Origin of the sequence: Pseudomonas sp. PKS, assembly GCF_051913525.1 — a bacterium.
In the GTDB taxonomy this organism is placed as follows: domain Bacteria; phylum Pseudomonadota; class Gammaproteobacteria; order Pseudomonadales; family Pseudomonadaceae; genus Aquipseudomonas; species Aquipseudomonas guariconensis_D.
On sequence record NZ_JBEGDO010000001.1, the window covers coordinates 50,030 to 73,193 of the forward strand.

23 protein-coding genes are annotated in these 23,164 nt (G+C 64.1%); 6 read left to right on the forward strand and 17 right to left on the reverse strand.

Annotated features, from left to right (window positions below):
• Positions 1-34: 34 nt before the first annotated feature.
• From ABOA88_RS00290 to ABOA88_RS00310, 5 genes are all read right to left on the reverse strand, one after another.
• Complete coding sequence (locus tag ABOA88_RS00290) at positions 35-322, reverse strand: hypothetical protein (protein WP_367850716.1); 288 nt, start codon at positions 320-322, stop codon at positions 35-37.
• Between the two features lie 213 nt (positions 323-535).
• The gene (locus ABOA88_RS00295; RefSeq protein WP_419183373.1) at positions 536-1,135 is read right to left on the reverse strand and encodes an START domain-containing protein; all 600 of its coding nucleotides are present in this window, start codon (positions 1,133-1,135) and stop codon (positions 536-538) included.
• Positions 1,136-1,235: 100 nt separating this feature from the next.
• Positions 1,236-2,072: a bifunctional allantoicase/(S)-ureidoglycine aminohydrolase gene (locus tag ABOA88_RS00300; protein ID WP_043211653.1), complete on the reverse strand. Its 837-nt coding sequence runs from the start codon at positions 2,070-2,072 to the stop codon at positions 1,236-1,238.
• 134 nt (positions 2,073-2,206) lie between these two features.
• A complete protein-coding gene (locus tag ABOA88_RS00305; protein ID WP_367850717.1) occupies positions 2,207-3,571 on the reverse strand; it encodes an LLM class flavin-dependent oxidoreductase in 1,365 nt (454 codons plus the stop codon).
• A 16-nt stretch (positions 3,572-3,587) separates the two neighbouring features.
• Entirely contained in the window at positions 3,588-4,568 is a 981-nt protein-coding gene (locus tag ABOA88_RS00310; protein ID WP_196168181.1) for an aliphatic sulfonate ABC transporter substrate-binding protein, read from the reverse strand.
• A gap of 207 nt (positions 4,569-4,775) precedes the next feature.
• On the opposite strand from ABOA88_RS00310, the gene ABOA88_RS00315 reads away from it, so the two are divergent.
• Positions 4,776-5,687, forward strand: coding sequence for a hypothetical protein (locus tag ABOA88_RS00315; protein ID WP_367850718.1), 912 nt, complete (start codon positions 4,776-4,778; stop codon positions 5,685-5,687).
• On the opposite strand, the gene ABOA88_RS00320 is transcribed toward ABOA88_RS00315, so the two are convergent.
• Together ABOA88_RS00320 and ABOA88_RS00325 are read right to left on the reverse strand one after the other, a co-directional pair.
• The gene (locus ABOA88_RS00320) at positions 5,688-6,572 is read right to left on the reverse strand and encodes a DMT family transporter (RefSeq protein WP_196168183.1); all 885 of its coding nucleotides are present in this window, start codon (positions 6,570-6,572) and stop codon (positions 5,688-5,690) included.
• A 222-nt stretch (positions 6,573-6,794) separates the two neighbouring features.
• Entirely contained in the window at positions 6,795-7,469 is a 675-nt protein-coding gene (locus tag ABOA88_RS00325) for a class I SAM-dependent methyltransferase (RefSeq protein WP_367850719.1), read from the reverse strand.
• A 116-nt stretch (positions 7,470-7,585) separates the two neighbouring features.
• On the opposite strand from ABOA88_RS00325, the gene ABOA88_RS00330 reads away from it, so the two are divergent.
• Positions 7,586-8,473, forward strand: a complete 888-nt coding sequence (locus ABOA88_RS00330; RefSeq protein ID WP_196168185.1) for a LysR substrate-binding domain-containing protein — start codon at positions 7,586-7,588, stop codon at positions 8,471-8,473.
• 99 nt (positions 8,474-8,572) lie between these two features.
• Here the strand turns inward: ABOA88_RS00330 and ABOA88_RS00335 are convergent, their stop codons facing one another.
• Positions 8,573-9,790 carry an amidohydrolase family protein gene (locus ABOA88_RS00335; RefSeq protein WP_367850720.1) on the reverse strand — a complete coding sequence of 406 codons (1,218 nt, stop codon included), beginning with the start codon at positions 9,788-9,790 and terminating at the stop codon, positions 8,573-8,575.
• A gap of 389 nt (positions 9,791-10,179) precedes the next feature.
• Here ABOA88_RS00335 and ABOA88_RS00340 point away from each other — a divergent pair, with 389 nt between their 5' ends.
• Positions 10,180-11,340 carry an MFS transporter gene (locus ABOA88_RS00340; protein WP_367850721.1) on the forward strand — a complete coding sequence of 387 codons (1,161 nt, stop codon included), beginning with the start codon at positions 10,180-10,182 and terminating at the stop codon, positions 11,338-11,340.
• A 100-nt stretch (positions 11,341-11,440) separates the two neighbouring features.
• Here ABOA88_RS00340 and ABOA88_RS00345 read toward each other — a convergent pair whose 3' ends face one another.
• The gene (locus ABOA88_RS00345; protein ID WP_043214223.1) at positions 11,441-11,770 is read right to left on the reverse strand and encodes a hypothetical protein; all 330 of its coding nucleotides are present in this window, start codon (positions 11,768-11,770) and stop codon (positions 11,441-11,443) included.
• Between the two features lie 74 nt (positions 11,771-11,844).
• Entirely contained in the window at positions 11,845-12,660 is an 816-nt protein-coding gene (locus ABOA88_RS00350; RefSeq protein ID WP_367850722.1) for a sulfite exporter TauE/SafE family protein, read from the reverse strand.
• A 106-nt stretch (positions 12,661-12,766) separates the two neighbouring features.
• On the opposite strand from ABOA88_RS00350, the gene ABOA88_RS00355 reads away from it, so the two are divergent.
• Positions 12,767-13,537, forward strand: coding sequence for an AraC family transcriptional regulator (locus ABOA88_RS00355; protein WP_196168189.1), 771 nt, complete (start codon positions 12,767-12,769; stop codon positions 13,535-13,537).
• A gap of 136 nt (positions 13,538-13,673) precedes the next feature.
• Here the strand turns inward: ABOA88_RS00355 and ABOA88_RS00360 are convergent, their stop codons facing one another.
• The 7 genes from ABOA88_RS00360 to ABOA88_RS00390 all read right to left on the reverse strand — a co-directional run bounded on the left by ABOA88_RS00360 (position 13,674) and on the right by ABOA88_RS00390 (position 20,265).
• Entirely contained in the window at positions 13,674-14,483 is an 810-nt protein-coding gene (locus ABOA88_RS00360; RefSeq protein WP_070571363.1) for a gamma-glutamyl-gamma-aminobutyrate hydrolase family protein, read from the reverse strand.
• Between the two features lie 504 nt (positions 14,484-14,987).
• Positions 14,988-15,773 carry an amino acid ABC transporter ATP-binding protein gene (locus tag ABOA88_RS00365; protein WP_196168190.1) on the reverse strand — a complete coding sequence of 262 codons (786 nt, stop codon included), beginning with the start codon at positions 15,771-15,773 and terminating at the stop codon, positions 14,988-14,990.
• Positions 15,774-15,797: 24 nt separating this feature from the next.
• Positions 15,798-17,042, reverse strand: a complete 1,245-nt coding sequence (locus ABOA88_RS00370) for an NAD(P)/FAD-dependent oxidoreductase (RefSeq protein WP_196168191.1) — start codon at positions 17,040-17,042, stop codon at positions 15,798-15,800.
• A gap of 16 nt (positions 17,043-17,058) precedes the next feature.
• Positions 17,059-17,769 (reverse strand): ABC transporter permease, encoded by a 711-nt coding sequence (locus tag ABOA88_RS00375; protein ID WP_070571366.1) that lies wholly within the window; start codon positions 17,767-17,769, stop codon positions 17,059-17,061.
• Positions 17,766-18,485: an ABC transporter permease gene (locus tag ABOA88_RS00380; protein WP_043214234.1), complete on the reverse strand. Its 720-nt coding sequence runs from the start codon at positions 18,483-18,485 to the stop codon at positions 17,766-17,768. Before ABOA88_RS00380 ends, ABOA88_RS00375 begins: the two co-directional genes overlap by 4 nt.
• 128 nt (positions 18,486-18,613) lie before the next feature.
• Positions 18,614-19,366, reverse strand: a complete 753-nt coding sequence (locus tag ABOA88_RS00385) for a transporter substrate-binding domain-containing protein (protein ID WP_196168192.1) — start codon at positions 19,364-19,366, stop codon at positions 18,614-18,616.
• A 26-nt stretch (positions 19,367-19,392) separates the two neighbouring features.
• Entirely contained in the window at positions 19,393-20,265 is an 873-nt protein-coding gene (locus tag ABOA88_RS00390; RefSeq protein ID WP_043214236.1) for a MurR/RpiR family transcriptional regulator, read from the reverse strand.
• 158 nt (positions 20,266-20,423) lie between these two features.
• On the opposite strand from ABOA88_RS00390, the gene ABOA88_RS00395 reads away from it, so the two are divergent.
• Together ABOA88_RS00395 and ABOA88_RS00400 are read left to right on the forward strand one after the other, a co-directional pair.
• On the forward strand, positions 20,424-21,449 hold the full coding sequence (locus ABOA88_RS00395) for an Ldh family oxidoreductase (protein WP_043214238.1): 1,026 nt from the start codon (positions 20,424-20,426) through the stop codon (positions 21,447-21,449).
• A gap of 240 nt (positions 21,450-21,689) precedes the next feature.
• Positions 21,690-22,889, forward strand: coding sequence for an amino acid aminotransferase (locus ABOA88_RS00400; RefSeq protein WP_070571370.1), 1,200 nt, complete (start codon positions 21,690-21,692; stop codon positions 22,887-22,889).
• The last annotated feature ends 275 nt before the right edge of the window (positions 22,890-23,164 follow it).

Here is a 23,164-nt window from a genome sequence, read left to right on the forward strand (position 1 = left end):
CAGGGTTCAGGTTATCTGTGGCCCGTTGATCGCTTCATTGCAGCTCGAGCACCAGCTTCATGCCGCCATCGCCGCATTTGGCATGGTCACGTACCACGCCGTGGTAGCTGCGCCCGTCCCAGACGAACGCCACACTGTGGGCGCGGTCGAGTTTTTCCGGCAGCGGCGGGTCGATGTGCAGGCGCAGCGCCGGGCAGCCTTGCAAGTTGAGAGCAGCAAGCTGGACCTGGCATTCCACGCGGTGAGCCACAGGGCCGAACAGCGTATCGCGGACGAAGTCCAGCTCCAGGTTGGCGCATGGCGCGCGGTAGTGGGCTTTCATGGCTGACACAGCGCAGGTAGGGACATGACGGGCTCCTGGGAAGAATCGCGAAGGTATTTATCATTCGAAACCTGTCCCGGGGTGTTGTTCAAATTATTTCTATTTCATTGAGCGTTAATGTTGGCGCTGCAGGGCGGGCCGGTTTCGGGGGTGAACCTGCTCCCGTGGGGTTGACGGTGATCCTTGTGGAAGCGGGTTTACCCACGAATGCTCTCAGGGCTGACGCTCGGCCACGGCCTTCAATGTGCGCAAGGTGATCAGCGGTGCATCCACCACGAACTGATTGGCCAGCCATCCTGGCACGTCGCCCGCCGGATCGGCCTGCAGTTGGTAGGTCACTTCGGTTTCCTTTTCCCCCAGCGGGCGCATGGTCCATTCCCCTTGTAGCCGGCGTACGCGGATCAACCCTGGGGTTGCGGGCACTCTGCCAGGTTCGGCGCTCAGATAGCGTACCAGGGTGCCGTCGTCCAGACGCTCGGTGCGCACCCGCAGCACGATGTCCCTGGGACGGGCCGGCCAGGGCAGGTCGGTGACCAGGTAGACCCAGGTGCTGTCACCCTCGACCTCCAGCAAGCGCATCTCGGCGCAGGCGTATAGCCACTTGCAGGCCACCCGCAGGTTCTCCTGCAGGTCGGTGAGGGTACGCACGCTTGCCTTGATGCGGGTCACGCCGCGAAACGCCTGGTAGGGCGAGCCTTCCACAGCGCTCAGATAGACGTCGACGCCATCCTCCTGATGCGCCAGGTGCCAGTCGTCGGCCACCAGCCGGGGGGATGGCAACAGGAGCAGCAGGGTGAGCAACAGACGATACAGCAGAGGCATGGACGCAGGTCCGCAAGCAGTGGGGTCCAAAAAGTATGGACACAAACGACAAGCCCGCCATGAAGGCGGGCTTGTAGACATCAGCCTGGACTCAACGCTGTGGGTTGAGCGTCAGGTGCACGTGGCGGTTGACGTCCTTGTACAGCAGGTAGCTGAACGGGCCTGGGCCGCCGGCGTAGCAGGCTTGCGGGCAGAAGGCGCGCAGCCACATGAAGTCACCGGCTTCGACTTCGACCCAGTCCTGGTTCAGGCGATACACCGCCTTGCCTTCCAGCACGTACAGGCCGTGCTCCATGACGTGGGTTTCAGCGAACGGAATCACGCCGCCCGGCTGGAAGGTCACGATGTTGACGTGCATGTCGTGGCGCATGTCGGCCATGTCGACGAAGCGGGTGGTGACCCAGCGGCCTTCGGTACCCGGCATCTCGATGACGGTGGCGTCCTTGCGGTGGGTGACGAAGGATTCCGGAACAGCCAGGCCTTCGACCTTCTGGTAGTGCTTGCGCAGCCAGTGGAAGGTGACGTTGGACTTGCTGTTGTTGCGCAGGCTCCAGTCGGCGCCCGGGGCCAGGAAGGCGTAGCCGCCAGGGACCAGGGTGTGGTGCTTGCCTTCGACGGTGATGTCGATCTCGCCTTCGACCACGAACAGGACCGCTTCGGCATTCGGGTCCAGCTCAGGACGCTCGCTGCCGCCTTCCGGGGCAACTTCGACGATGTACTGGGAGAAGGTTTCGGCAAAGCCGGTCAGCGGACGGGCGATGACCCACATGCGCATCTTGTCCCAGAACGGCAGGTGGCTGGTGACGATGTCACGCATCACGCCCTTGGGGATGACGGCATAGGCTTCGGTGAACATGGCACGGTCAGTCAGCAGCTCGGTTTGGCCTGGGTGCCCACCGTGAGGGGCGAAGTACGAATGATTCGACATGGAGAGTCTCGACTTGTTGTTCTTTCCCCGTGCCGTTGAACCGCACCGGCCGGTGCGCCGCAGGGGATGCACGGACAGGATATGAGCCTTTCCGTGGCATCCACAAATTAAATGTTGAAATGCCCGGTATTTATTCAGTGAATGTCTACCCGGCGCCCGGCATGGGCCTCTGGCAGACGATCGCCCTGGCCGAACAGCTTGTGGCGCAGGGTCCCATTTTCATAGGCCAGGGGGTAGCGACCACGGCGTTGCAGCTCGGGTATCAAGAGCTCGACCACATTGGCCAGATCGTCCGGTTGTACCGCGTAGGTGAGGTTGAAACCGTCGATGCCAGTCTGGTCGAGCCAGGTTTCCAGCTGGTCGGCGACTTCTTGCGCCGAGCCCACCAGCACCGGTCCCCGACCGCCAAGCCCCACGAACTGCGCCGCCTCGCGGACTGTCCAGCGCCGGTTGGGGTCGGCGGCGGTGAAGGCGGCCAGGGCCGCGCGGCCGGCATCGTTCTCCACATATTCGATGGGCGCGTCGGGTTCCAGGCCTGCGAAGTCGATACCCGTCCAGCCTGACAGCAGGGCCAGGGCCGCCTCCAGGTCGACATGGCGGCGGTAGTCGGCAAAGCGTGCCTGGGCTTGTTCGTGCGTCTGGCCGACGATCAGCAAGGCCTGTGCATAGATGAGCACCTCATCGCGTCCACGTCCGGCGACCTCGCTGGCCTGGCGGATGCCGTCGGCATAGCGGCGCAGCACGGTAGGTGTCGGGCCACTGATGAATACGCATTCGGCGTGCCGCGCGGCGAACTGCTGCCCGCGCGCCGACGCACCGGCCTGGAACAGCACCGGGGTACGCTGGGGCGAGGGCTGGCACAGGTGCATGCCGGGCACCTGGAAGTGCTCGCCGGCGTGGCCGATGGGGTGTACGCGCGACGGGTCGATGTAGCGACCGGTCTCACGCTCGAGCACCACGGCATCGTCGTCCCAGCTCTTTTCCCAGAGTTTGTAGAGCACTTCGAGGTATTCCTCGGCCAGGTCGTAGCGCTGGTCATGACCCAGTTGCCGGGCCAGGCCCAGGTTGCGTGCGGCGCTGTCCAGGTAGCCGGTGACGATGTTCCAGCCGACTCGGCCGTTGCTCAGGTGATCGAGCGTCGACATGCGTCGGGCGAAGGGGTAGGGGTGTTCGTAGGTCAGCGAGAACGTTACGCCGAATCCCAGGTGTTCGGTCACCCCGGCCATGGCTGGCACCAGCAGCAAGGGGTCGTTGACCGGGACCTGCACGCCGCCACGCAGGGCCGCGTCCGGCCCGCCTTGGTAGACATCGTAGATGCCCAGCACATCGGCGATGAACAGGGCATCGAACAACCCGCGTTCGAGCAGGCGAGCCAGGTCGGTCCAGTAGTCCAGGCGGTTGAAATCCACGCTGGTGTTGCGCGGATGACGCCAGAGGCCCGGTGACTGGTGGCTGGCGGCGTTCATGCTGAAGGCGTTGAAGCGAATCGGGCGCGGCATGAGCTGCTCCTTGACATCAGGGCAGCACGGAAGCTGGGTAGACCGCGTCGGCCACCTGCAGCTTGCGCGGAATCAGGCCCAGGCCCTGGAAGGTGTCGGCCAGTTTCTGCTGCTCGGCGACAATCTGTGGGGTGATGGCCACGGCGTTGTAGTTGCGCCGTTCACTGGCCACCTCCAGTACGTCGGCGCCGATGCCTAGCTGCGGTGCCAGCAGGTTGGCGACCTCGGCGGGCTTGGCATTGGCCCACTGGCTGACCTTGGCCAGTTCGCTGAAGAAGGTCTTGAGCAGGTCGCGGTGCTGGTCGGCGAAGGCGGCGGTGGAGAGGTAGAAGGTGCGGTTGTTGGAAAGCCCACTGCCATCGCGCAGGTTCTTCAGACCCGGTTGCCGTTCGGCCGCGGCCAGGAACGGGTCCCACAGGGTGACAGCCTGCACGCTGCCCGACTGCAGGGCGGCCACGGCGTCGGCGGCGTTGTTGACATAGGCGGGGGTGATGTCCTTGTAGCTCAGGCCTGCCTGCTCCAAGGCCACGGCCAGCAGGTACTGGGCGTTCCAGCCACGGCCGGTGGCCACGCGCTTGCCTTTGAGGTCTTCGACACGGGCAATGTGGTCTTGCTCGCGCACCACCAGCCCGATGCCGCGGGGGTAGGGTTGTTCGGCCGCCAGATACACCACCGGTTTGCCGGCCGCCTGGGCAAATACGGACGGTGCATCGGCGGCATGGCCCAGGTCGATGGCGCCTGTGCTCAGGGCTTCGAGCAACTGTGGTCCGGCGGCGAATTCGTGCCAGGTCACTTTCACGCCTTGGGGCGCCAGCGCCTTTTCCAGGGCGCCGCTGCCTTTGAGGATGTTGATGCTGTTGAACTTCTGGTAGCCAATGCGCAAGGTCTTGGCGTCTTCAGCCAAGGCGTTGGACCATGGCAGCAAGGCGCTGGCGACGCTGGCCAGCAAGCCGCCAAGCAGCAGGCGGCGAAGGGGAGAGAAGGCACGGGCGGGCACGGGAGGATCTCCTTGAAAGGCTTGGGTTGGGTGATCTCCAGCCTAAGGAGGCGCGTGAGGGCTTTCAATTTTTTAATTCCATTTAGTTAGATTGTTTTGTTCTTTATATATCGTTTTGTTTTTTATAGACGGTTTGACCGAGTAGGGCCGACAACATTTTTTTCACATCCTCTTGCTAGGATTTCGCCTCTTCCAAGGAGACGATCAATGGCACGAGCCCTACGCGCACGCGCTGTAAAAGTGTTGGTGGCCGGCACCGCCGGCGTGCTTGCCAGCGCGCTGGGGTTCTTTGCCTGGCAGAGTTTTTACCCCGTCCAGGCCGCCGACGGCTGGGATGTTCAGGTACTTCACCGCTCGGTGGACAAGGCCGCCTCGCTGCTGCCCCTGGCCGATGGCAGCCTGCTGGTGAGCCGCGAGCTGAACAATGGCCGGGGCAGCATCCTCAAGATCACTGCCGAAGGTGATCGGGTGGTCATGATCGAGGGTTTGTCCAAGCCTGATGGCATGGTGGCCGCCCAGGGCGGTTGGGTGTTCAGCCAGGAAGGCGGCAAGGCGCCGGTCAGCCTGGCCCGGGATGGCCAGGTGACCCGCCTGTTCGACGGCGAAAGCGTGCAGGGCCTGTGGAACGACGGGGATTCCCTCTATGCCATCGAAGACCGCAAGGGCAATGGCCGCTTGATGCGCTACGACTGGCACACTGGCCAGCTCGACATCCTGCGTTCGGGGCTGACCGAGACCGAGGGGCTGACCCGCTGCAGCGATGGCCGGCTGCTCTATACCGAAAAGAGCGCCGGGCAGATCCGTGCGCTGAGTGACGATGGCCAGGATCCGGTGGTGGTCAGCGGCCTGCGCAATCCGACCTTCCTGATGTGCGATCAGCGCGGCCTTTGGATCAGCGAGGATTCCACCCACCGCGCACGGCTGTTGCGTATCGACGCCAATGGCGAGCGCCACACCGTGCTGACCTTCCTCAAGGCCCCCCAGGCCATTGTCCCCGACGGCAAGGGGGGCTATCTGCTTGCCGAAGGTGGGCGCAACCGGGTGCTGCGCCTGACCCCACCGGTCGACACCAGTACCGCCCAGGCGCAGGATGTGACCGAGGACGTGCCAGGGGCCTGATCAGCTGGGCAGACGCTTGCCGTGCCCCGGCAGCAAGCCGAGCACCAGCATGCAGCCCAGCAGGATCACACCGCCGCCTACCATCTGCAGAAGGCTCAGGGCTTCGCCGAGGAACAGTGCGCCGATCAGCACGGCCACCAAGGTCACCACGAACTCAACGCTGATCGTGCGGGTAGCACCGATCCGCGCGACCAGGCCGAAGTACAGCACGTAGGTGGTGGCGCTCATCACTGCGCCGCTGATGGCCAGCAGCAGCCAGTCGCTGGCCTGGGGCACTGTCGGTACCGGCACCACCAGCAGCAAGGGCAAGGTCAGCAGGCCGCCGGCAAGGAAGGCGCCGCCGGTGACTGTCCAAGGGTCCTGGCCCCTTAGGCGCAGGCTCGCATAGTTGCTGCCAAACGCTGCACACAGGCATCCGAATACCGAGGCGATGCAGCCGTGGATGAAGTCTTCGGTGACCGCCTGAGCCGGAAACCCCACCAACATGACGATGCCGAGCACGCCTAGAATCAGGCCGAACAGGCCCTGCGGGGTGATTTTCTCCAGGCCCCAGGCGCGGCCGATGATCATCGAGAACAGTGGAATGGTTGCCACCAGGATCGCCGACATGGCCGTGCCGATCCGCGGTGTGGCGTAGGACAGACCGATCAGTTGTCCGGCTACGGTGGTCGCGCCGACCACCAGCAGCGGCTTGAGCAAGGGCCGCAGGCGCAGCGCGCGCCCCAGCAGCGCAGCCAGCACGGCCAGCGTGCCGCCGGCGATCAACGAGCGCAGGCTGACCGCGCCGACCCAACCGAAGGCATGCACCACCTTGAGCACCACCAGAAAGGAAAGCCCCCAGGTGATGGCCAGGAACGAGTAGGCGGCAAGGTCGCGCGGTTGCATGGGCAGGGTCCGTCCGGGAGAGGAAGGCAGGCTAGCGGGTGGGCGCGCAGCGGAGCAAGGGCTGTGGGGCGTGGTGGCGTGTCTGGTGTGGATCCTGTCGCAACCAAGGGCGTGTTCAGGGATTGAGGGGCTGCTTTGCAGCTTCGCCAGTTCCCGCGTGATTGCACTGCCCTCAAGACTTGGGCAATCCCGGTGGGAGCGGGTTTACCCGCGAAGCGGGCACTACAACACTTGGCGCTGCGCGACCAGCAACAGCGACTGCGGCACCGGGCTTTGCGGGTGCTGTGGCTCCTGCAGGCTGACCAGACGCAGCCCGGCCATGTCCAGGGCATTCAACCAGCTGGAGAGGGTGCGGAAATACCAGGGCATCGGGGCCCATTGCCCGGCGAAGCCGGCGAACGTCTCTTCGCGCCAGCCATCCTGGTAGTCACCATTGGCCATCGTCCAGGGGTGCAGGGTCTGGATCACCAGTGCGCCGCCTGGGGCGAGCAGGGCGCGCATGGCGTCGAGCAGCGGGATGATGTCTTGGTGCAGCAAGGCGAAGTTGGCACACACCACGTCGTATTCATGGCCCACCTCTACTTGCCTTTGGGCCAACTGTTCGTAGGTTGCCTGGAGCACATGAGGCGACCCAGCCGTTTGCGCGGCCTGCACCAACTCTGCATCACCGTCCACGCCCGTCACCTCGATCCCGCGCTCGGCCAAGGCGCGCAACAACCAGCCCTCGCCACAGCCCAAGTCCAGCACGTGCTCAGGCTGGCGGCCCAGCACCGCGAGCAGGATCGCCTGGTCGGTGACTTGCCGCCGGCTTTCGATGGCACCGCTGCGCACGGCGGCTATCCAGGCTTGGGCGTTGTGCTGCCAGCTTTGCAACAGTGAAGCGTCAGGTGTGGGCATCGGACGTGTCCGCTGAGGGGGGGCAAGAACAAGGATAGGCCTGATCGGCCACCCAAGGCGTAGGGCTTCTGGCATGATGCTCGGTCTCCGTGTATTCGAAAGTCAAATCCTGCCCCATGACAGACAGTGCGAAACCCAATAGATCGATCTATGACCTGGACCTGCTCCGGGCCGTGGTGATGGTGGCCGATTGCGGCAGTTTCACCACGGCCGCTGCCAGGCTTCACTCCACCCAGTCCACTGTCAGCCAGAAGGTGCGGCGGTTGGAGGAGATGGTCGGGCATCAACTGCTCGATCGCAGCAACCGGGAAGTGCATCCGACCGATGCCGGCGAGATGCTGTTGGGTTATGCGCGGCATTTGCTCGCGGTGAGCAATCAGTTGAGCGAGGCGCTATCCGGCGGGGTGACGGTGACCGTGCGTATCGGCTTGCCGGACGATTTTGTCGCCGGCAAGACGATGGCGGCGCTGGCGGCGTTCAATCGCAGGCATCCCAAGGTGAAGCTCGAGATCACCGGCGGCCTGAGCCGAGACCTGATGGGCAGCTACGACCGTGGCGAGCTGGACCTGGTGCTGGTCAAGCAGCGCCGTCACAGCCGTGAGGCCAATGCCTGCCAGCCGGAGCGCATCGAGTGGATCGACAGCGCGCAGTACCCGTGCTTTGCCCAGGACCCGATCCCCTTGGTGACCTTCCCGCCGCGCGGCCTATATCGAGACGACATGATCAGCGCGGTCGAGGCCATGGGGCGTAGCTGGCGCATCGGGTTTACCAGTTCGAGCCTGGCGGGTATCCAGGCGGCGGTGGCCAATGGGCTGGGGGTCAGCCTGCTGCCGTCCCGGGTGGTCACGCCAGGGCATCGGGTGTTGGGCGCCGAGGAGGGCTTCAAGCCGATCAAGGTGTTTGAGGCGGCGATCTTCTACCGACCCACGGCCGACCCGATGGTCAAGGCGCTGGCGGACATCCTGATCGGTATCCTGCGCGACGAAGCACCCGAACTGGCCTGATGCCCCTGGGGCTGCCTAGCGCTAAGTTCCGACACGCGTTCTGTAGGCGCTGGCGACAGCCTGCGATGGGGCGCAAGGCGCCCCCAAGCAAGGGCCGACTCAGCGGCGCATCTCACGACTGAACTGAGCAGCCTTGAGCTGCAAGATGGCGGGCCCGCCCCAGAACGCCCCATGGCGCACGATCAATCGCTCGTGCAGGGCCGCCGCCACTGCCGCTGCCGCGTTCGGTGCCTTGAAAAGCACGAAGCTCGCCTCGTTGCCCACCTTCAGGCCATAGTCCGTCTTGCCCATCACGGCTGCGCTGGCCTCGGTGGCCATGTCCAGCGCGACCCGCAGTTCCTCGTCGGAATTGAACCCTGAGCGATAGCTGACCAGCATCGCGCGCTGCAGCATGTCGCCGTTGCCATAGGGCCACCAGGCATCCTGGATGTTGTCGTTGCCGGTGAACACCCGCACACCCCCTGCGCGCAGGCGCAATACCGGCGGGAAGGCATGTTCGCCGGGCGCGTTGGTCATGATCGAGACACCTGCATGGGCCAGTACCTGCGCGGTCCGGTCGACCACAAGGTCGGACACATCCCCCAACCCATAAGCATGGCTGACCGCGACCAGGCCCTGCATGCCCAAGGCGCGGGTGCGTGCAGCGATGCGTTCGAGCTGGGCAATGCAGATCTCGCCCGGTTCATGGAGGTGGATATCGGCCTTCACGCCATGGCGCTCCGCGATGCCGAAGACGATGTCGAGCTGGGCTTCGGCATCGCCGTCCAGCGTCGTCGGGTCGATGCCGCCCACCACTTGCACGCCTTCGCGCACGGCGGCTTCGAGGATTTCGGCGGTACCGGGGCAGGACACCACGCCCGCCTGGGGAAAGGCCACCAGCTCGATGTCGATCAGGTCCTTCCAGTTATCCCGCGCTTGGAGAATGGCGTTCAGATGGCTCAGCCCAGTCGTGGCATCCACGTCCACGTGGCAGCGCATGGCGATCGTGCCGTAGGCGGCGGCTTGGCGGATCAGCGCGTCGGCGCGGTCGAGGATCGGCGGGGCGCTGGCCAGTTCGCGTTTTTCCACCGCCAGGCGCTCGCGCAGGGTGGCGACGTTCTGGTGTGGTCGCCAGCGGTCGCCAACAAAGCTCTTGTCCAGGTGGATGTGGCCATCGACGAAGCCGGGCAGCGCCAGCAGGCCTTCGAGGTCGATGGTCTCGGCTGCGGCCACAGCCGCGCGCTGAGGGCCGATGTGGGTGATGCGTCCGTTCTTCACGGCGATGTTCAGGGGCAGGCCATCTGCGTCGATGGCATTGATGAACTCACGGTCGTTCATGGCTGGCCTTTTTTCATCGGGGCCGGGTCGACGAAGCGCACGGTGGCGGGCGATGGCCCCTGGGTTGGATGTAGCGCCACACGGTAGGGAATCTCCAGGGGCCTCACAAATTAAATATCGGCATCGATTGCAGTGCGTTTCTGGATACAGGCAAGCGGTATCGGCGTGCATTAAAAAGCCCACTGGAGTCGATTCCGATATTTAACTTTCAAAGGCTTCAGGCAAGGCCCAGGATTGCATCCCAGAGCGGTCAAGCCACCGCTCACCTGGGTCTGCGAGGCGTCTATCGCAGCGTATGGGGCCCAGTCACCCAAACAATAAAAACAAACGTTGTGGGCAGGATTACCTGATGTGGCAGGTGATGCTGCGCGGCGTGCCAGGGTCCATTCATGATCAAAGATTCCAAGCTACTGCGTGCTTCCCTCATCTTCATCGCCTGCACTTCCTTCATCGTCTGCGGTGTACAACCAATCTTCATGGGGTTGGTCACCGAACAACTGCACTTGTCGCTCGATCAACAGGGCTGGGTCGTCTCGGTGGAGATGATCGGCATGACCTTGGGCACCTTGCTGTGCCCGGTCGTGATGAAGCGCCAGGGTGGGCGCAGCCTCTGCCTGTGGGTGGGGTTGCTGTGCGTGGCGCTGAGCATGGCCACGGCCTTTGCGCCGAGCAACGGCACGCTGCTGCTGGTACGCCTGGCAGCGGGGACGTGCGCCGGGTTGGTGTATGCCTATGCGGTGTCCACGCTGGGCCGTTTGCCTAACCAGGACCGCTCGTTCGGTCTGATGCTGTTGCTGCAGACGCCGGAATACTCGTTGTTTTCCGCCGCCTTGCCCCTGCTTGCGGCCCAGAGCGGCACAGTGACGGCGCTGTGTTCCTTTGGTCTGTGGTACCTGCTGATTTGCGGCGCGAGCCTTGCGTTGCCCCGCAAGCCCGCGGCGCTGATCGGTAGCGGCGAAGGGACGTCCGCCCAGGGCGGTTCGTCGCGTGTGGGGCGCAGTGCGCTGGTGGGCATGCTGTTCATGCAGATCGCCATCTATTGCGTGTGGGGCTTCATCGACCAACTGGCGCGTGACCAGGGCATCGACGGCGTCGATATCGGCTGGGCGTTTGGCCTTTCGGCGATCGGCGGCTTGCCGGGGGCGGGGCTGCCTAGCTTGTTGGGCGCGCGGGTCAACCGTCAGCTGATGATCGCCGTGGGCCTGGTGGCGATCTTCGTGTCGATCGCCATGCTGACGGGACACACCCGCACCCCGATGCAGCTGTTCGTGGCGCTACTGTTGATCAACTTCGGGTGGGTATTGTCGTTGTCGTACTACATGGCGTTGATCACCACCAATGACCCGAGCGGAAAACTCACGGCCCTGGTGAGCATCACCCTGATGGGCGCGGCGGCGGTGACCCCAGCCCTGATCGCCTTGCTGGTGGAGGGATCGAATCAGCAGTTGATCTTCCTGTTGGGCACCAGCGCCCTGGTGATCGCGTTTGCGGTGACGTGCCTGGGTGGACGCTCCAAAAGGGCTGGGGAGCGGTTGTCGGCTTCAGCTTGAGCCGCTCCCACAGGGACTGCGCCGATCTTAAGTCTGCGCAGTCCCTGTGCATGTAAACAAAAGCATTAGATTGTTTGTATAACTTACTGATTTATAGTGATTAACGCTTGGCGATCGCATGCTGTACGCATTGCTCGTAGTATGTCTGCCTGATCGCTGCGGGCTTGAGTCGGGACTGGCTGTTGTAGGTCTGCTCGGTGATGCCGAAGGCGGTCATGCGCATCCAGGGCTTGGGGAATTTGCGCGTCTGCAGCTTCTTGCGCGTGGCATACAGCGTGACGCCGGAAAGCTTGGCCTGCTGTGCATCGGCGGCAATTTGCGAACCCCAGTGGCATACCTGACGATCGTTCTGGTTCAAGGCCTTGGCCTGGGCTGCGAAGGCGGCCGTGGCCATTACACAGCCGGCGATCGTTGCTAGAAATACCCGCATGATGCTGTCCTAAGCTTATGAAGGAAAAAGGAGTTTGCCTTCGCTTCACAGGGCTGGGGGCCAGCAATTTGCCGTCAGCTGCGTACCAGAAGCATCGTCAGCAGCACGCTGCCCAGCAATATCAGGTAGGCGCGGGCATGGAGCGTATCGTTGATGCGCCCGACCAACGGTGCAGCCAGCGCCATCCCCAGCCAGGCGCCCACCACCAATGCCGTCGCGGCATACAGATTGACCAGGCCCAGATAGCCCGCCCCCAGCGTCAGTTGCGCCTGAGGCAACAGGGCGTAGGTCAGCGTGGCCACCAGTGCCATAGGCAATGACAGCGGATTGGCCATGGCTGTGGCGGTCAGCATGCTCGCGCCGCGCCGGCGCATCAGCGGCACGGTCATGACGCTGCCACCAACGCCCAGCAACGCCGCCACCGCACCAATCGGCACGCCGATCAGGGTCGAGCGCCCTGTGCCCAACGGGTGGCGCTGCGAGCGTGTCTTCGCGACGAAGCCTGGGCGAAACCAGCCATCGAGCAGGCTTGCCAGCAAGTAGACGACGAACAGCCAGCGCAGCCAGTCGCTGTCCAGCCAGAGCGCGGCGATGGCGCCGAGCAGGGCGCCAAGACCGATGCCTGGGACCAGCAAGCGCACCAGTGCCCAGTCCAGGCTCCGGGCGCGATGATGACGCCAGCTGGCCAGGGCACTGCTGACGATCATCACCGCGGCGGAAGTGGCTACGGCGATCTGCATCGCATGCTGGCTGATCACCGAGCCGGCATCATGACTGGCCAGCAGCAGTGCATAGAGCAAGGGCACCGCGAAGAACCCGCCGCCAAAGCCGAACAACAACGTGGTGACGCCTGCGCACAGGCCGAACGCAACGAGCAACGCGTAGAACATGCAACACCCTCCAGAGCGGATGAAGGCTGCACGATAATGGGCATCGGGTATGGCCGGCTTTCGCGTGTTGGCCAATAATCGTTGTTTTTCGGCCAAGACGATCGGTATGCGCAATATCCCTTTGCATACGGTGGACGCAACGCCCCGAGCGGTGCTCGCCATCGGCACCGATTACCCACCTGGCACGCTGCTGGCGGCGCACAGCCATCGACGGGCGCAGTTTCTCTACGGCATGAGCGGTTTGATGGATGTGCTGACCGATGACGGCGCCTGGGTGGTTCCGCCCTACAACGGCGTCTGGATACCGCCCGGCAAGCGCCATCAGGTGCGTATGCGGGGTGTCAGCACGCGCAGCCTCTACATCGAACCCGAAGCGGTGCCCAGGTTGGGTGAGCAGTGCGAGGCCTTGCTGGTCAGCCCCTTGCTCCACGAACTGCTGCTGGCCAGTGCCGATGTCCCGGCGTTGTACGACACCCATGGGCGCGATGGCTTGCTGGTCGCCTTGATGCTTGCAGAACTGAGCCGTGCCCGGCCATTGCCACTGTTTGCGCCGATTCCGCAGGAGCCACGCGTTGCGCAGTTGTGCCTGGCGTTTCTGGCTCAGCCGGATATCCGCATCACGCCCCAGGATTGGGCGCATCGGCTGAACTGGAGCCTTCGTACCTTCACCCGGCGCTTTCGAACGCTCACGGGGTTGTCGTTCGTTCAGTGGCGGCAGCAGGCGTGCCTGATGGCAGCGGTGACGCGTCTGGCGGCGGGGGAGTCGGTGACACGGGTGGCGCTGGATCTGGGCTACGAAAGCCCCAGTGCGTTTTCCAGCATGTATAAACGGATGATGGGGGAGGCACCGTCGGCGCTACGGCACTGCGCGGTGTGAGGCAAAAAAACGATCGCGGAGACAGGCACAAGCCAGCCGCCCGCTTCCACGGGAAGTGTTCTGGGACCAGCAGAGGGTGACCGGGGAAGCGGGGGCGACATTGCGCCGCCCCGCGATCAAAACTAACGAAGAAGAATCAGGCAGCCTGGTTGCGCTTGCCCTGGGACTTGCGCACCTGGGTGCGGCAGGCGTCGCCGAAGGCTTCGAAGATCTTGATCGAGTCAGGGTTCTTCGCGGCTTGCCATTCCGGGTGCCACTGCACGGCGAACAGGAACGGCGAGAGGCTCGGGGCGTGGATCGCTTCGACCAGGCCGTCTTCGGCATGGGCGATCGGCTCGATGCCTTTGCCCAGCTTGTTCAGTCCTTGGCCATGCAGGGAGTTGACGCGGATCTCGTCGGTGCCGAGCTTCTCGCGCAGCCAGCTGCCTGGTTGGACCTTGACGCTGTGCACGGCCTGGTACTGGACCTCGACCGGATCTTCCGGGTTCTCCCGGTGATCGTTGAAACCTGGCTCGGCGTAGACCTTCTGGTAGATGTCACCGCCCAGGGCCACGTTGATTTCCTGCATCCCACGGCAGATACCGAAGATCGGCAGGCCACGGGCGATGGCCATTTTCACCAGAGGGATGTCGAACAGGTCGCGATCTTTGTCCTGGGCCTTGCCCGGGGTCTGGTTTTCCTGGCCGTAGAGGGCTGGGTCGATGTTGCTTCCCGCGCCGGTCAGGTAAACGCCGTCGGCCATGTCCAGGTAGGTCTCGAGGTCTTCGACGCCACAGCAGGTGGGCACGAGGACCGGGACGCAACCGGCGAATTCGACCAGCGGAGTGATGTATTTGTGGGTCATGACCTGATAGTCATGGCCTTTGCGCTCTTGGCTGCCCATGGTCATCAGGACGACGGGTTTGCGCAGGGAGGGTTGCTTGTTGCCAATGTTGCTGTTGGACATATGTCACCTTGGGACAGGTTCTTCCTGTCGTTGTTGTGCAGGCGCACGGGCTCGGCCTTGAGTACGTCCTGAAACCCCGAGCACTGCCGGCTCGCCTGGCAGGCGATTCCGGTCGGGGCTTGTTCATAGCTTGCCAGAGCCGTTCGATATGTCAAACGAGTGACGAGGGGTGAAGGCGCCGTTTTTCGGGGGCTTGAGGGCTTGGAACCCTGCGGCGACAAGGGTTTGGCGGGGAGTTAGGTCAATAATATTTAACGGTGCAGTTGGGTCTTTGCGTGGGTGCAATAAGTGCCGGCAGGAACTGGGGTTTGGTGGATTCCAATACCCGTACGAGGGGGCCTTCCCGCTCCCATCCCACTCAAAGCCAGCCAGCTCCATCCGGGCGGCAAAACGCGGTGGTAGCAGGTTTACCCGCGAATACGACGGTGAATCCACCATCGCATTCGCGGGTAAGCCCGCTCCCACAGGGGCGGTCGTTATCCAGAAAGGCGGCGTTGCGCCGCTCTAGTGCAGGATTTGTTTGAGGAACGCTTGTGCCCGTTGGGTTTTCGGGTGATTGAAGAACACCTCCGGAGGGCTGTCCTCGATGATCTGTCCGCCCTCCAGGAACAGCACGCGTTCGGCCACCTGGCGGGCGAAGCCCATTTCATGAGTGACGCAGAGCATGGTCATGCCGGTGCCGGCCAGTTGCACCAGCACATCCAGCACTTCGGCGACCATTTCCGGGTCCAGCGCCGAGGTGGGTTCGTCGAACAGCATGATGCGCGGCTTCATGCACAGCGCCCGGGCGATGGCCACCCGCTGCTGCTGGCCGCCGGACAGCTGGCTGGGGTACTTATGCGCCTGGCTCTCGATGCCGACCTTGCTCAGGTACATGCGCGCCCGTTCCTCGGCGTCCTTTCGCGACAGGCCGCGCACGGTGGTGGGGGCTAGCAGGCAGTTGTCCAGCACGCTCATGTGAGGGAACAGATTGAAGTGCTGGAACACCATGCCGATCTCGCTGCGCACCTGGGCGGCCTGGCGGCTGGTGGCGGCCAGGTCCGTGCCGGCTACATGGATGCTGCCCTGTTCGGCGATCTCCAGACGGTTGATGCAGCGAATCAACGTCGACTTGCCTGAGCCTGAGGGGCCGCAGAGTACGATGCGCTCGCCTTCGCGGACCTGTAGGTCGATGTCGTGCAGCACATGGAAGGCGCCGTAGTGCTTGTTCAGGCCCTCGATGCGGATCAGCACCGGGCGCGGGTCGGGTTCGGGGGTGACGCTGGCAAGGCTCAGAGAGGCGGCGGTCATCTTGTTGTTCTCCCGCGTGGATGTTTAGTCGAAGCGTGCGGCGCTGTAGGGCGACGGGTCGGTGAACGGCGCCTGGCCTGTGACCATTTCAGCCAGCAGGCGGCCAGTGACCGGGCCCAGGGTCAGGCCGTGGTGGGCATGGCCGAAGTTGAACCACAGGTTCTTGTGCCGTGGCGCCGGGCCAATCACCGGACGCATGTCCGGCAGGCAGGGGCGCCGGCCGAGCCACGGACGGTCGTCCAGGCGCTCGCCCAGGGCCGGGAACAGCTTACGGGCCAGGGCTTCGCAGCGCCCCAGCTGGATCTCGTTGCCGGGGGCATCGTGGGCTGCGAACTCGATCCCGGTGGTCAGGCGCACGCCACGCGCCATCGGGGCCAGAACGTAGCCACCTTGGGTGTCGCAGACCGCGTGGGTCAGTTCGGCGCCGTCCCGGGTGCTGTAGTGCATGTGATATCCACGCTTGATCGCCAACGGGAAGTGATAGCCCAGGGGCTCGAACAGTTCGGCCGACTGCGGGCCGAGGCAGGCCACCACCTCGTCGGCAATGACCGGGCCGCGGCGGCTGTTCACCTGCCACTGGGTGCCGAGCTGACGCAGGCTGCGGGCATCGCCATGGATGAACTGCCCGCCGCGTTGGATGAACAGGGCGGCATAGCCCCGCGTCAGGCCGCCGGGGTTGTTGACGGTTTTCGGGTCCAGCCAGTGAATGCCGCCGATCACATCACCCTCGAGCTGTTGCTCCCGGGCTTGCAGTTGATCGCGTTCGAGAATCTCGTACTTCAGGTTGTAGCGGGCAAGACCGTGCAGGTCGGCCTTGGCCTGGGCGAACAGGGCAGGGTCGCGGTAAACCTCGATCCAGCCCTTGGCCTGCACCAGTGCGCCAAGGCCTGCGGCGTCGATCAGGGCGTCGTGCTCTTCGACGCAGCGTTGCACCAGCGGCAGCATATCGGCGGCGGCACTGGCCAGGCGCCCAGGCGCGGACTGCTGCCAATAGCGCAGCAGCCAGGGGGCGGCCTTGGGCAGGTGCAGGAAGCTGTAGCGCACGTCGGGTTGGCGGTTAAGTCCGTAGCGCAGCAAGGCGCTCAGGTTGCGTGGAAACGCGTAGGGGATGACGCTGGAGCGCTCGATCAACCCGGCGTTGCCATGGCTGGTGCCGCTGCCCGGCTCGTCGCGGTCGATCAGGATGACCTGCCGGCCTCGTGCCTGAAGGTGCAGGGCGGTACTGACGCCGACGATACCGGCGCCCAGAACGATGGTTTGGCAATGCATGGAGCGTATCCTTCGGTCAGTTCAGGTGGCGGCCCAGGCGGGCTTCCAGGTGTTTCAGGGCTCGGCGGACGATCTCCACGATCACCAGGTAGAGCACTGCGGCCCACAGGTAGATCTGGAAGTCGAAGCTGCGCGAGAACGCCAGCTTGGTCACGCCCATCAAGTCATAGATGGTCACCAGCGAGGCGATGGCGCTGGCCTTGATCATCAGGATCAGTTCGTTGCCCAACGGGCCGATGGCCACCAGCAGCGATTGCGGCAGGATCACCTTGAAGAAGGTGGTCGAGCGCTTGAGGCTCAAGGCCCGCGCCGCTTCGTATTGACCGGGGGCCACGGCCATCAGGCTGCCGCGGAAGATCTCCGCCTGATAGGCGGCGGTGTTCAAGGTGAAGGCCAGCAGCGTGCAGTACCAGGCTTCGCGGAAGAACCACCACAGGCCCATGTCCTGCCAGAAGCCCTTGAGCGAGCCCAGGCCGTAGTACAGCAAGAACAGCTGCGCGAGCAGGGGCGAGCCGCGGAAGAAGTACACGTAGCCCGCCGAAAGGCGCTGCAGCACACGGCTTTGGGACATGCGCGCCAGGGCCAGCAGCAGCCCGAGCACCGCGCCCAGGCTGAAGGAGATCGCCACCAGCTTGGCGGTCACCAGCAGGCCGTCGATGAAGCGCGCGCCGTAGCGTTCGAGCAGATCGGGGTCGAGCACCATGGCCAGCAGTTGTTCGAAGCTCATGCCCGGGCTCCTTGCAGGTGACGGTTGCAGCGTCGTTCGATGAAGGCAAAGACCCGCCCCGACAGTGCCGAGAACAGCAGGTAGCCCAGGCAGGCGACGCCATAGAAGAACATCGGTTCCTTGGTGACGCTGACCGCCAGGTTGGTCTGGCGCATCAGGTCGACCAGCGAGATGGTCGACACCAGCGAGGTGTCCTTGAGCAGGGACAGCCAGTTGTTCGACAGCCCAGGCAGGGCGATGCGGGTCAGTTGTGGCAGCACCACCTTGAAGAATCCGGTGCGTTTGCTCAGCCCCAGGGCCGAACAGGCCTCCAGCTGGCCTTTGGGCAGCGTCTTGAAGGCGGCCAGCCAGATTTCGCTGGAAAACGCGGCGAACACCAGGCTGAAGGCGATCATCGCGGCGAGGAAGGTGTTGATCAGCACCTCGCCTTCATAGCCCATCGCCGCCAGCAGCTTCTGTGCGGCGATCTGGCAGCCGTAATAGATGATCAGCAGTGTCAGCAGCTCCGGTAGGCCGCGAAACACGGTGGAGAAACTGGTGGCCCAGGCGCGTGCGGCGCGCTTGCGCGAGCGCGCGGCGAGGGCCACGAGCAGGCCCAGGGGCAGACCGATGGGCAGGCAGGCCAGGGCCAGCGACAGGGTCACCAGGGCGCCGGCGAGCAGCGCCTGGCCCCAGCCACCGCTGGCGAACGACAGCAAAGACAGTTGATCGAGCATGGAGGAGACTCCTCAGCGACATCGATATCGAAAGGCAACAGTGACCCTGTGGGAGCGGGCTTGCCCGCGAATAGGTCGGCGAGTCCACAGCCGTATCCGCAGGTAAACCCGTTCCCGCAGGCATCAGGTCAGTTGTAGATGTCGAAGGCGAAGTACTTGCTGGCGATCTTCTGGTAGGTGCCGTTGGCGACGATCTCGCCCAGTGCCTTGTTCAGGCGCTCGCGCAGGGCGTCGTCGTCCTTTCGCACGGCGATGGCAGCGTCGGCCTTGGTGCCGTTGACGTCACCCAGGACCTTGCAGCAGTCCTGGCCGTTCTTGTTCATCCACTCGTGCAGCGGGAACTTGTCGGCGATTACCCCGTCCAGGCGGCCGGCGGCCAAGTCGGCGTTGGCTTCGTCCATGGTCGGGTAGAGCTTCACGTCGGCGCCGGCCTTGGCGTAGACGTCTTCGGCGTAGATGGCCTGGGTGGAGGACGACTGGGCCCCGACGGTGTAGCCCTTGAAGTCGGCCTGGGCATCCTTGATCGGGCTGTCCTTGGCCACTGCGACGGTCAACGGGGTGCGGTAGTAGTGGTTGGTGAAGGCGATCTTCTTGCGTCGCTCCTCGGTGTCGATCATCGAGGCGACCACAGCGTCGTATTTGCGGGCCATCAGGGCCGGGATGATGCCTTCCCAGTCTTGAGCCACCAGGGTGCATTCGACTTTCATCTGCGCGCACAGGGCGTTGGTGATGTCGATGTCGAAGCCATGCAGCTTGTTATCGGCATCGACATAGTTGAAGGGCGGATAGGCGCCCTCGGTCGCGAAGCGCAGGGTCTCGGCGCTGGCCGCGCCAGTCAGCAACAGGGCGCACACACCCACCACGGACAGGGTCTTTTTCATCTAACACCTCTGGACTTTCACTCTTGCTATTGTTGTTTTCCCGTTGGCCACGAGGTGTAGCCGACGAATGCGTTATGTAGAGCGGCAGTTGCTTCCAAGCGTCTTTCAACATCAGGTCCCAGCTTCCTGCAGACCTCGTTGACCATCAGGTGCACCCACGACAGCATTGCCGAGGTGGACTCCCAGAAGAGGTTGAATTCGGTGGGGATGCGGAACACCTCGTCGGCGTTGGCATCGGCCCAGTCACAGAAGGTGTCGGTCACCAGGGTGACCGGGATGCCCGCTTCGCGTGCTTTGCTGCACAGCAGCAGGGCATGGCGGGAGTAACGGCGCGCCTCGAACACCACCAGGGCACTGTCTTGGGCAGGGCCCAGCAGCACATCGCCGAAATGCCCGGCGCTGCCGTCGACCAGTTGCACGCCATCGCGCAGGTATTGCAGCAAATGGCTCATGCACATGGCCACGCCGCGCTCGGTCTGGAAACCTGCGATGAACACGCGGCGCTTGCTCGCCAGGCGCTGGGCGACCTGTTGCCAGGCCTGGCTGCGGCGGTACTCATGCACGCGCACCAATGCAGCGATTTCAAGGTCCAGGCTGCCGGAGCTCTCGCTGTCGTCCTCGCCTTGGCGGTACTCTTGCAGGCGATCTCCCACCAGCCAGGGGCCATCCCCCAGGTCGTTCTGCAGGTCTTGCTTGAGCGCCTTGAGGTGGGCATAACCCAGGGAGCGACAGAAACGCCCGACACTGGATTCGCTGACGCCGAGCTTGGTCGCGATGCTGGCCGACGTCTGGAACGGCAACTCGTGCAGGTTGGCGAGCATGTAGCTGGCGATCTTGCGGCCCGAGGCTGCGGCGCTTTGCAGGCTGCTCTCCAGGCGTTGCTTGATCGGTTGGCTCATGGTCGACTCCGGGATGGGGTGAGGCTTGCGATAGAAAATGGATGTTTTCTGTCATCAAGTCAACAATTGACAGATAGCTGTCATTCGCGGGATAAGTTTTGCCATTGCTTGCGCTGTAGCCATTCCACGTCCAAGAAGTACAAGAACAGGAGCTCCAGATGTCCGCACCTTCCGTAAGCCCCGTCGTGCGCGTGCCTTTCGCCGAGCTGCAGGCGTTGTTGCAACGCATCCTGCAGCGTCACGGTTGTGCCGAGCCGGTCGCCGCGGCGCTGGCCTACAACTGCGCCAGCGCCCAGCGCGATGGCGCCCACAGCCACGGGGTGTTTCGTATTCCCGGTTATGTCTCGACCTTGGCCAGTGGCTGGGTCAACGGGCGCGCCGAGCCGCAGGTGAGCGATGTGGCCCCTGGCTATGTGCGGGTCGACGCCGGTGGCGGCTTTGCCCAGCCGGCGCTGGCCGCAGCGCGGCCTTTGCTGGTGGAAAAGGCGCGCAAGGCCGGCATCGCGGTACTGGCGATCCACAATTCGCATCACTTCGCAGCGCTCTGGCCGGACGTGGAACCGTTTGCCGATGAGGGCCTGGTGGCCTTGAGCGTGGTCAACAGCATGACCTGTGTGGTGCCCCATGGCGCACGCAAGCCTCTGTTTGGCACCAACCCGATCGCCTTTGCCGCGCCTTGCGCCGGGCACGATCCGATCGTCTTCGACATGGCCACCAGCGCCATGGCCCATGGCGATGTACAGATCGCAGCGCGGGCCGGCGAGCAACTGCCGCCGGGGATGGGTGTGGATGCCCAGGGCCAGCCAACATGCGACCCCAAGGCGATTCTCGAAGGGGGTGCGCTGCTACCGTTTGGCGGGCACAAGGGCTCGGCGCTGTCGATGATGGTCGAGTTGCTGGCAGCGGCGTTGACCGGTGGGCATTTCTCCTGGGAGTTCGACTGGTCCGGGCATCCGGGGGCGAAGACGCCTTGGACCGGGCAACTGATCATTGTCATCGACCCGACCAAGGCCGAAGGGCAACGCTTTGCCCAGCGCAGCCGAGCGCTGGTCGATCACATGCAGGAAGCGGGGCTGACGCGCATGCCAGGGGAGCGGCGCTACCGTGAGCGCGAGGTGGCGCAGCGTGAAGGGGTGGCGCTGACCGAGCAGGAGCTGCAGGGGCTCAAGGCTTTGGCGGACTGAGCGCGCCCGGGCCTGCCTTCGCGGATAGAACCGCCGCTTTCGCATGGTTTGCGCAGGCCCCTGTGGGAGCGGGTCTACCCGCGAAACGGGCAGCGCTGATGCCGGGTCAAAGGTGCGGTCCAGAGCTCCGTGCAAGGCTGCATTGAACACCTTGCACATCAGTGATGTTCCTCACGCCTCACTGAGGGTATTCTCGGGGCAGCATTTCCCGAACTGTCCTGATCCAAGGAGCTGTGCGCTGTGTTCAAACATGTCGATGCCTATGCCGGCGACCCGATTCTCTCGCTGATGGAGACCTTCAAGGCCGACCCCCGTGCGGACAAGGTCAACCTGAGTATCGGCCTGTACTACGATGAAGCCGGCGTGGTGCCGCAACTGGCGGCAGTGGGCGAGGTGGAAAAGCGCCTGGCCGACCAGCCCCACGAAGCCTCGCTGTACCTGCCGATGGAAGGCTTGGCCAGCTATCGCCAGGCGATTCAGGCGCTGCTGTTCGGTGCCGATCATCCGGCCGTGACCGGCGGGCGCGTGGCCACCGTACAGACCGTCGGCGGCTCCGGCGCCCTGAAAGTCGGCGCCGACTTCCTCAAGCGCTACTTCCCGCAGTCCGAGGTCTGGGTGAGCAACCCGACCTGGGACAACCACCGCGCGATCTTCGAAGGCGCGGGCTTCAAGGTCCACACCTACCCGTACTTCGACCCGACCACCCGTGGCGTGGACTTCGCCGGCATGCTGGCATGCCTGCAAGGCCTGGCGCCCAACAGCATCGTCCTGCTGCACCCGTGCTGCCACAACCCCACCGGCGTCGACCTGGACCAGAACCAGTGGCAGCAAGTGGTGGAAGTGGTCAAGGCGCGTCAGCTGATTCCGTTCCTCGACATCGCCTACCAGGGCTTCGGCGAAGGCCTGGTGGAGGACGCCTACGCGATCCGCGAAATGGCCCGTGCTGGCGTGCCGTGCCTGGTCAGCAACTCGTTCTCCAAGATCTTCTCGCTGTACGGCGAGCGGGTAGGGGGCCTGTCGGTGGTCTGCGATGACGAAGCCACCACCGCAAGCGTGCTGGGCCAGCTCAAGGCCACCGTGCGCCGCAACTACTCCAGCCCGCCCTGCCATGGCGCGCAACTGGTGGCCGGCGTGCTGGGCGATGCCGAGCTCAACGCCCAATGGGTGGCTGAGGTCGAGGTGATGCGCAAGCGTATCCTCGACATGCGCCAGGGCCTGGTCGACCTACTGGGCGAATTGCTGCCGGGCCAGGACTTCCAGTTCTTCCTGCGCCAGCGCGGCATGTTCAGCTACACCGGTTTCAGCGTCGCCCAGGTGCGTCGCCTGCGTGACGAGTTCGGCGTCTACCTGATCGACAGTGGTCGGGTGTGCATGTCAGGCCTGCGTCCCGCTAACCTGCGTCGGGTGGCCGAGGCGTTTGCGGCTGTGCATTCGGCGTAACCGCTCGGGGCCGCAGCGCGGCCCTTTCTCATCACAAGGCCGCTTCCATCGATCCTGCTGCGCTTCGGTGCGTGCATGAGTCGTGGGAGCGGCTTTTTTTTGTCGTAGAAAGGGTCGTACGGTCGTTCCATTTTTCCAGGTGCAACTCGTTTGGTTTGATGGGTGCAGCCCGCTTACAGAAAATTCTGACGCTTTAGGTGCAACCGTCCGTAGGGCGGGGCTATGCAAGTGCAACCCAATCAGCGCACAATCGCGCCCCTCTTTTCGGTTGAGGT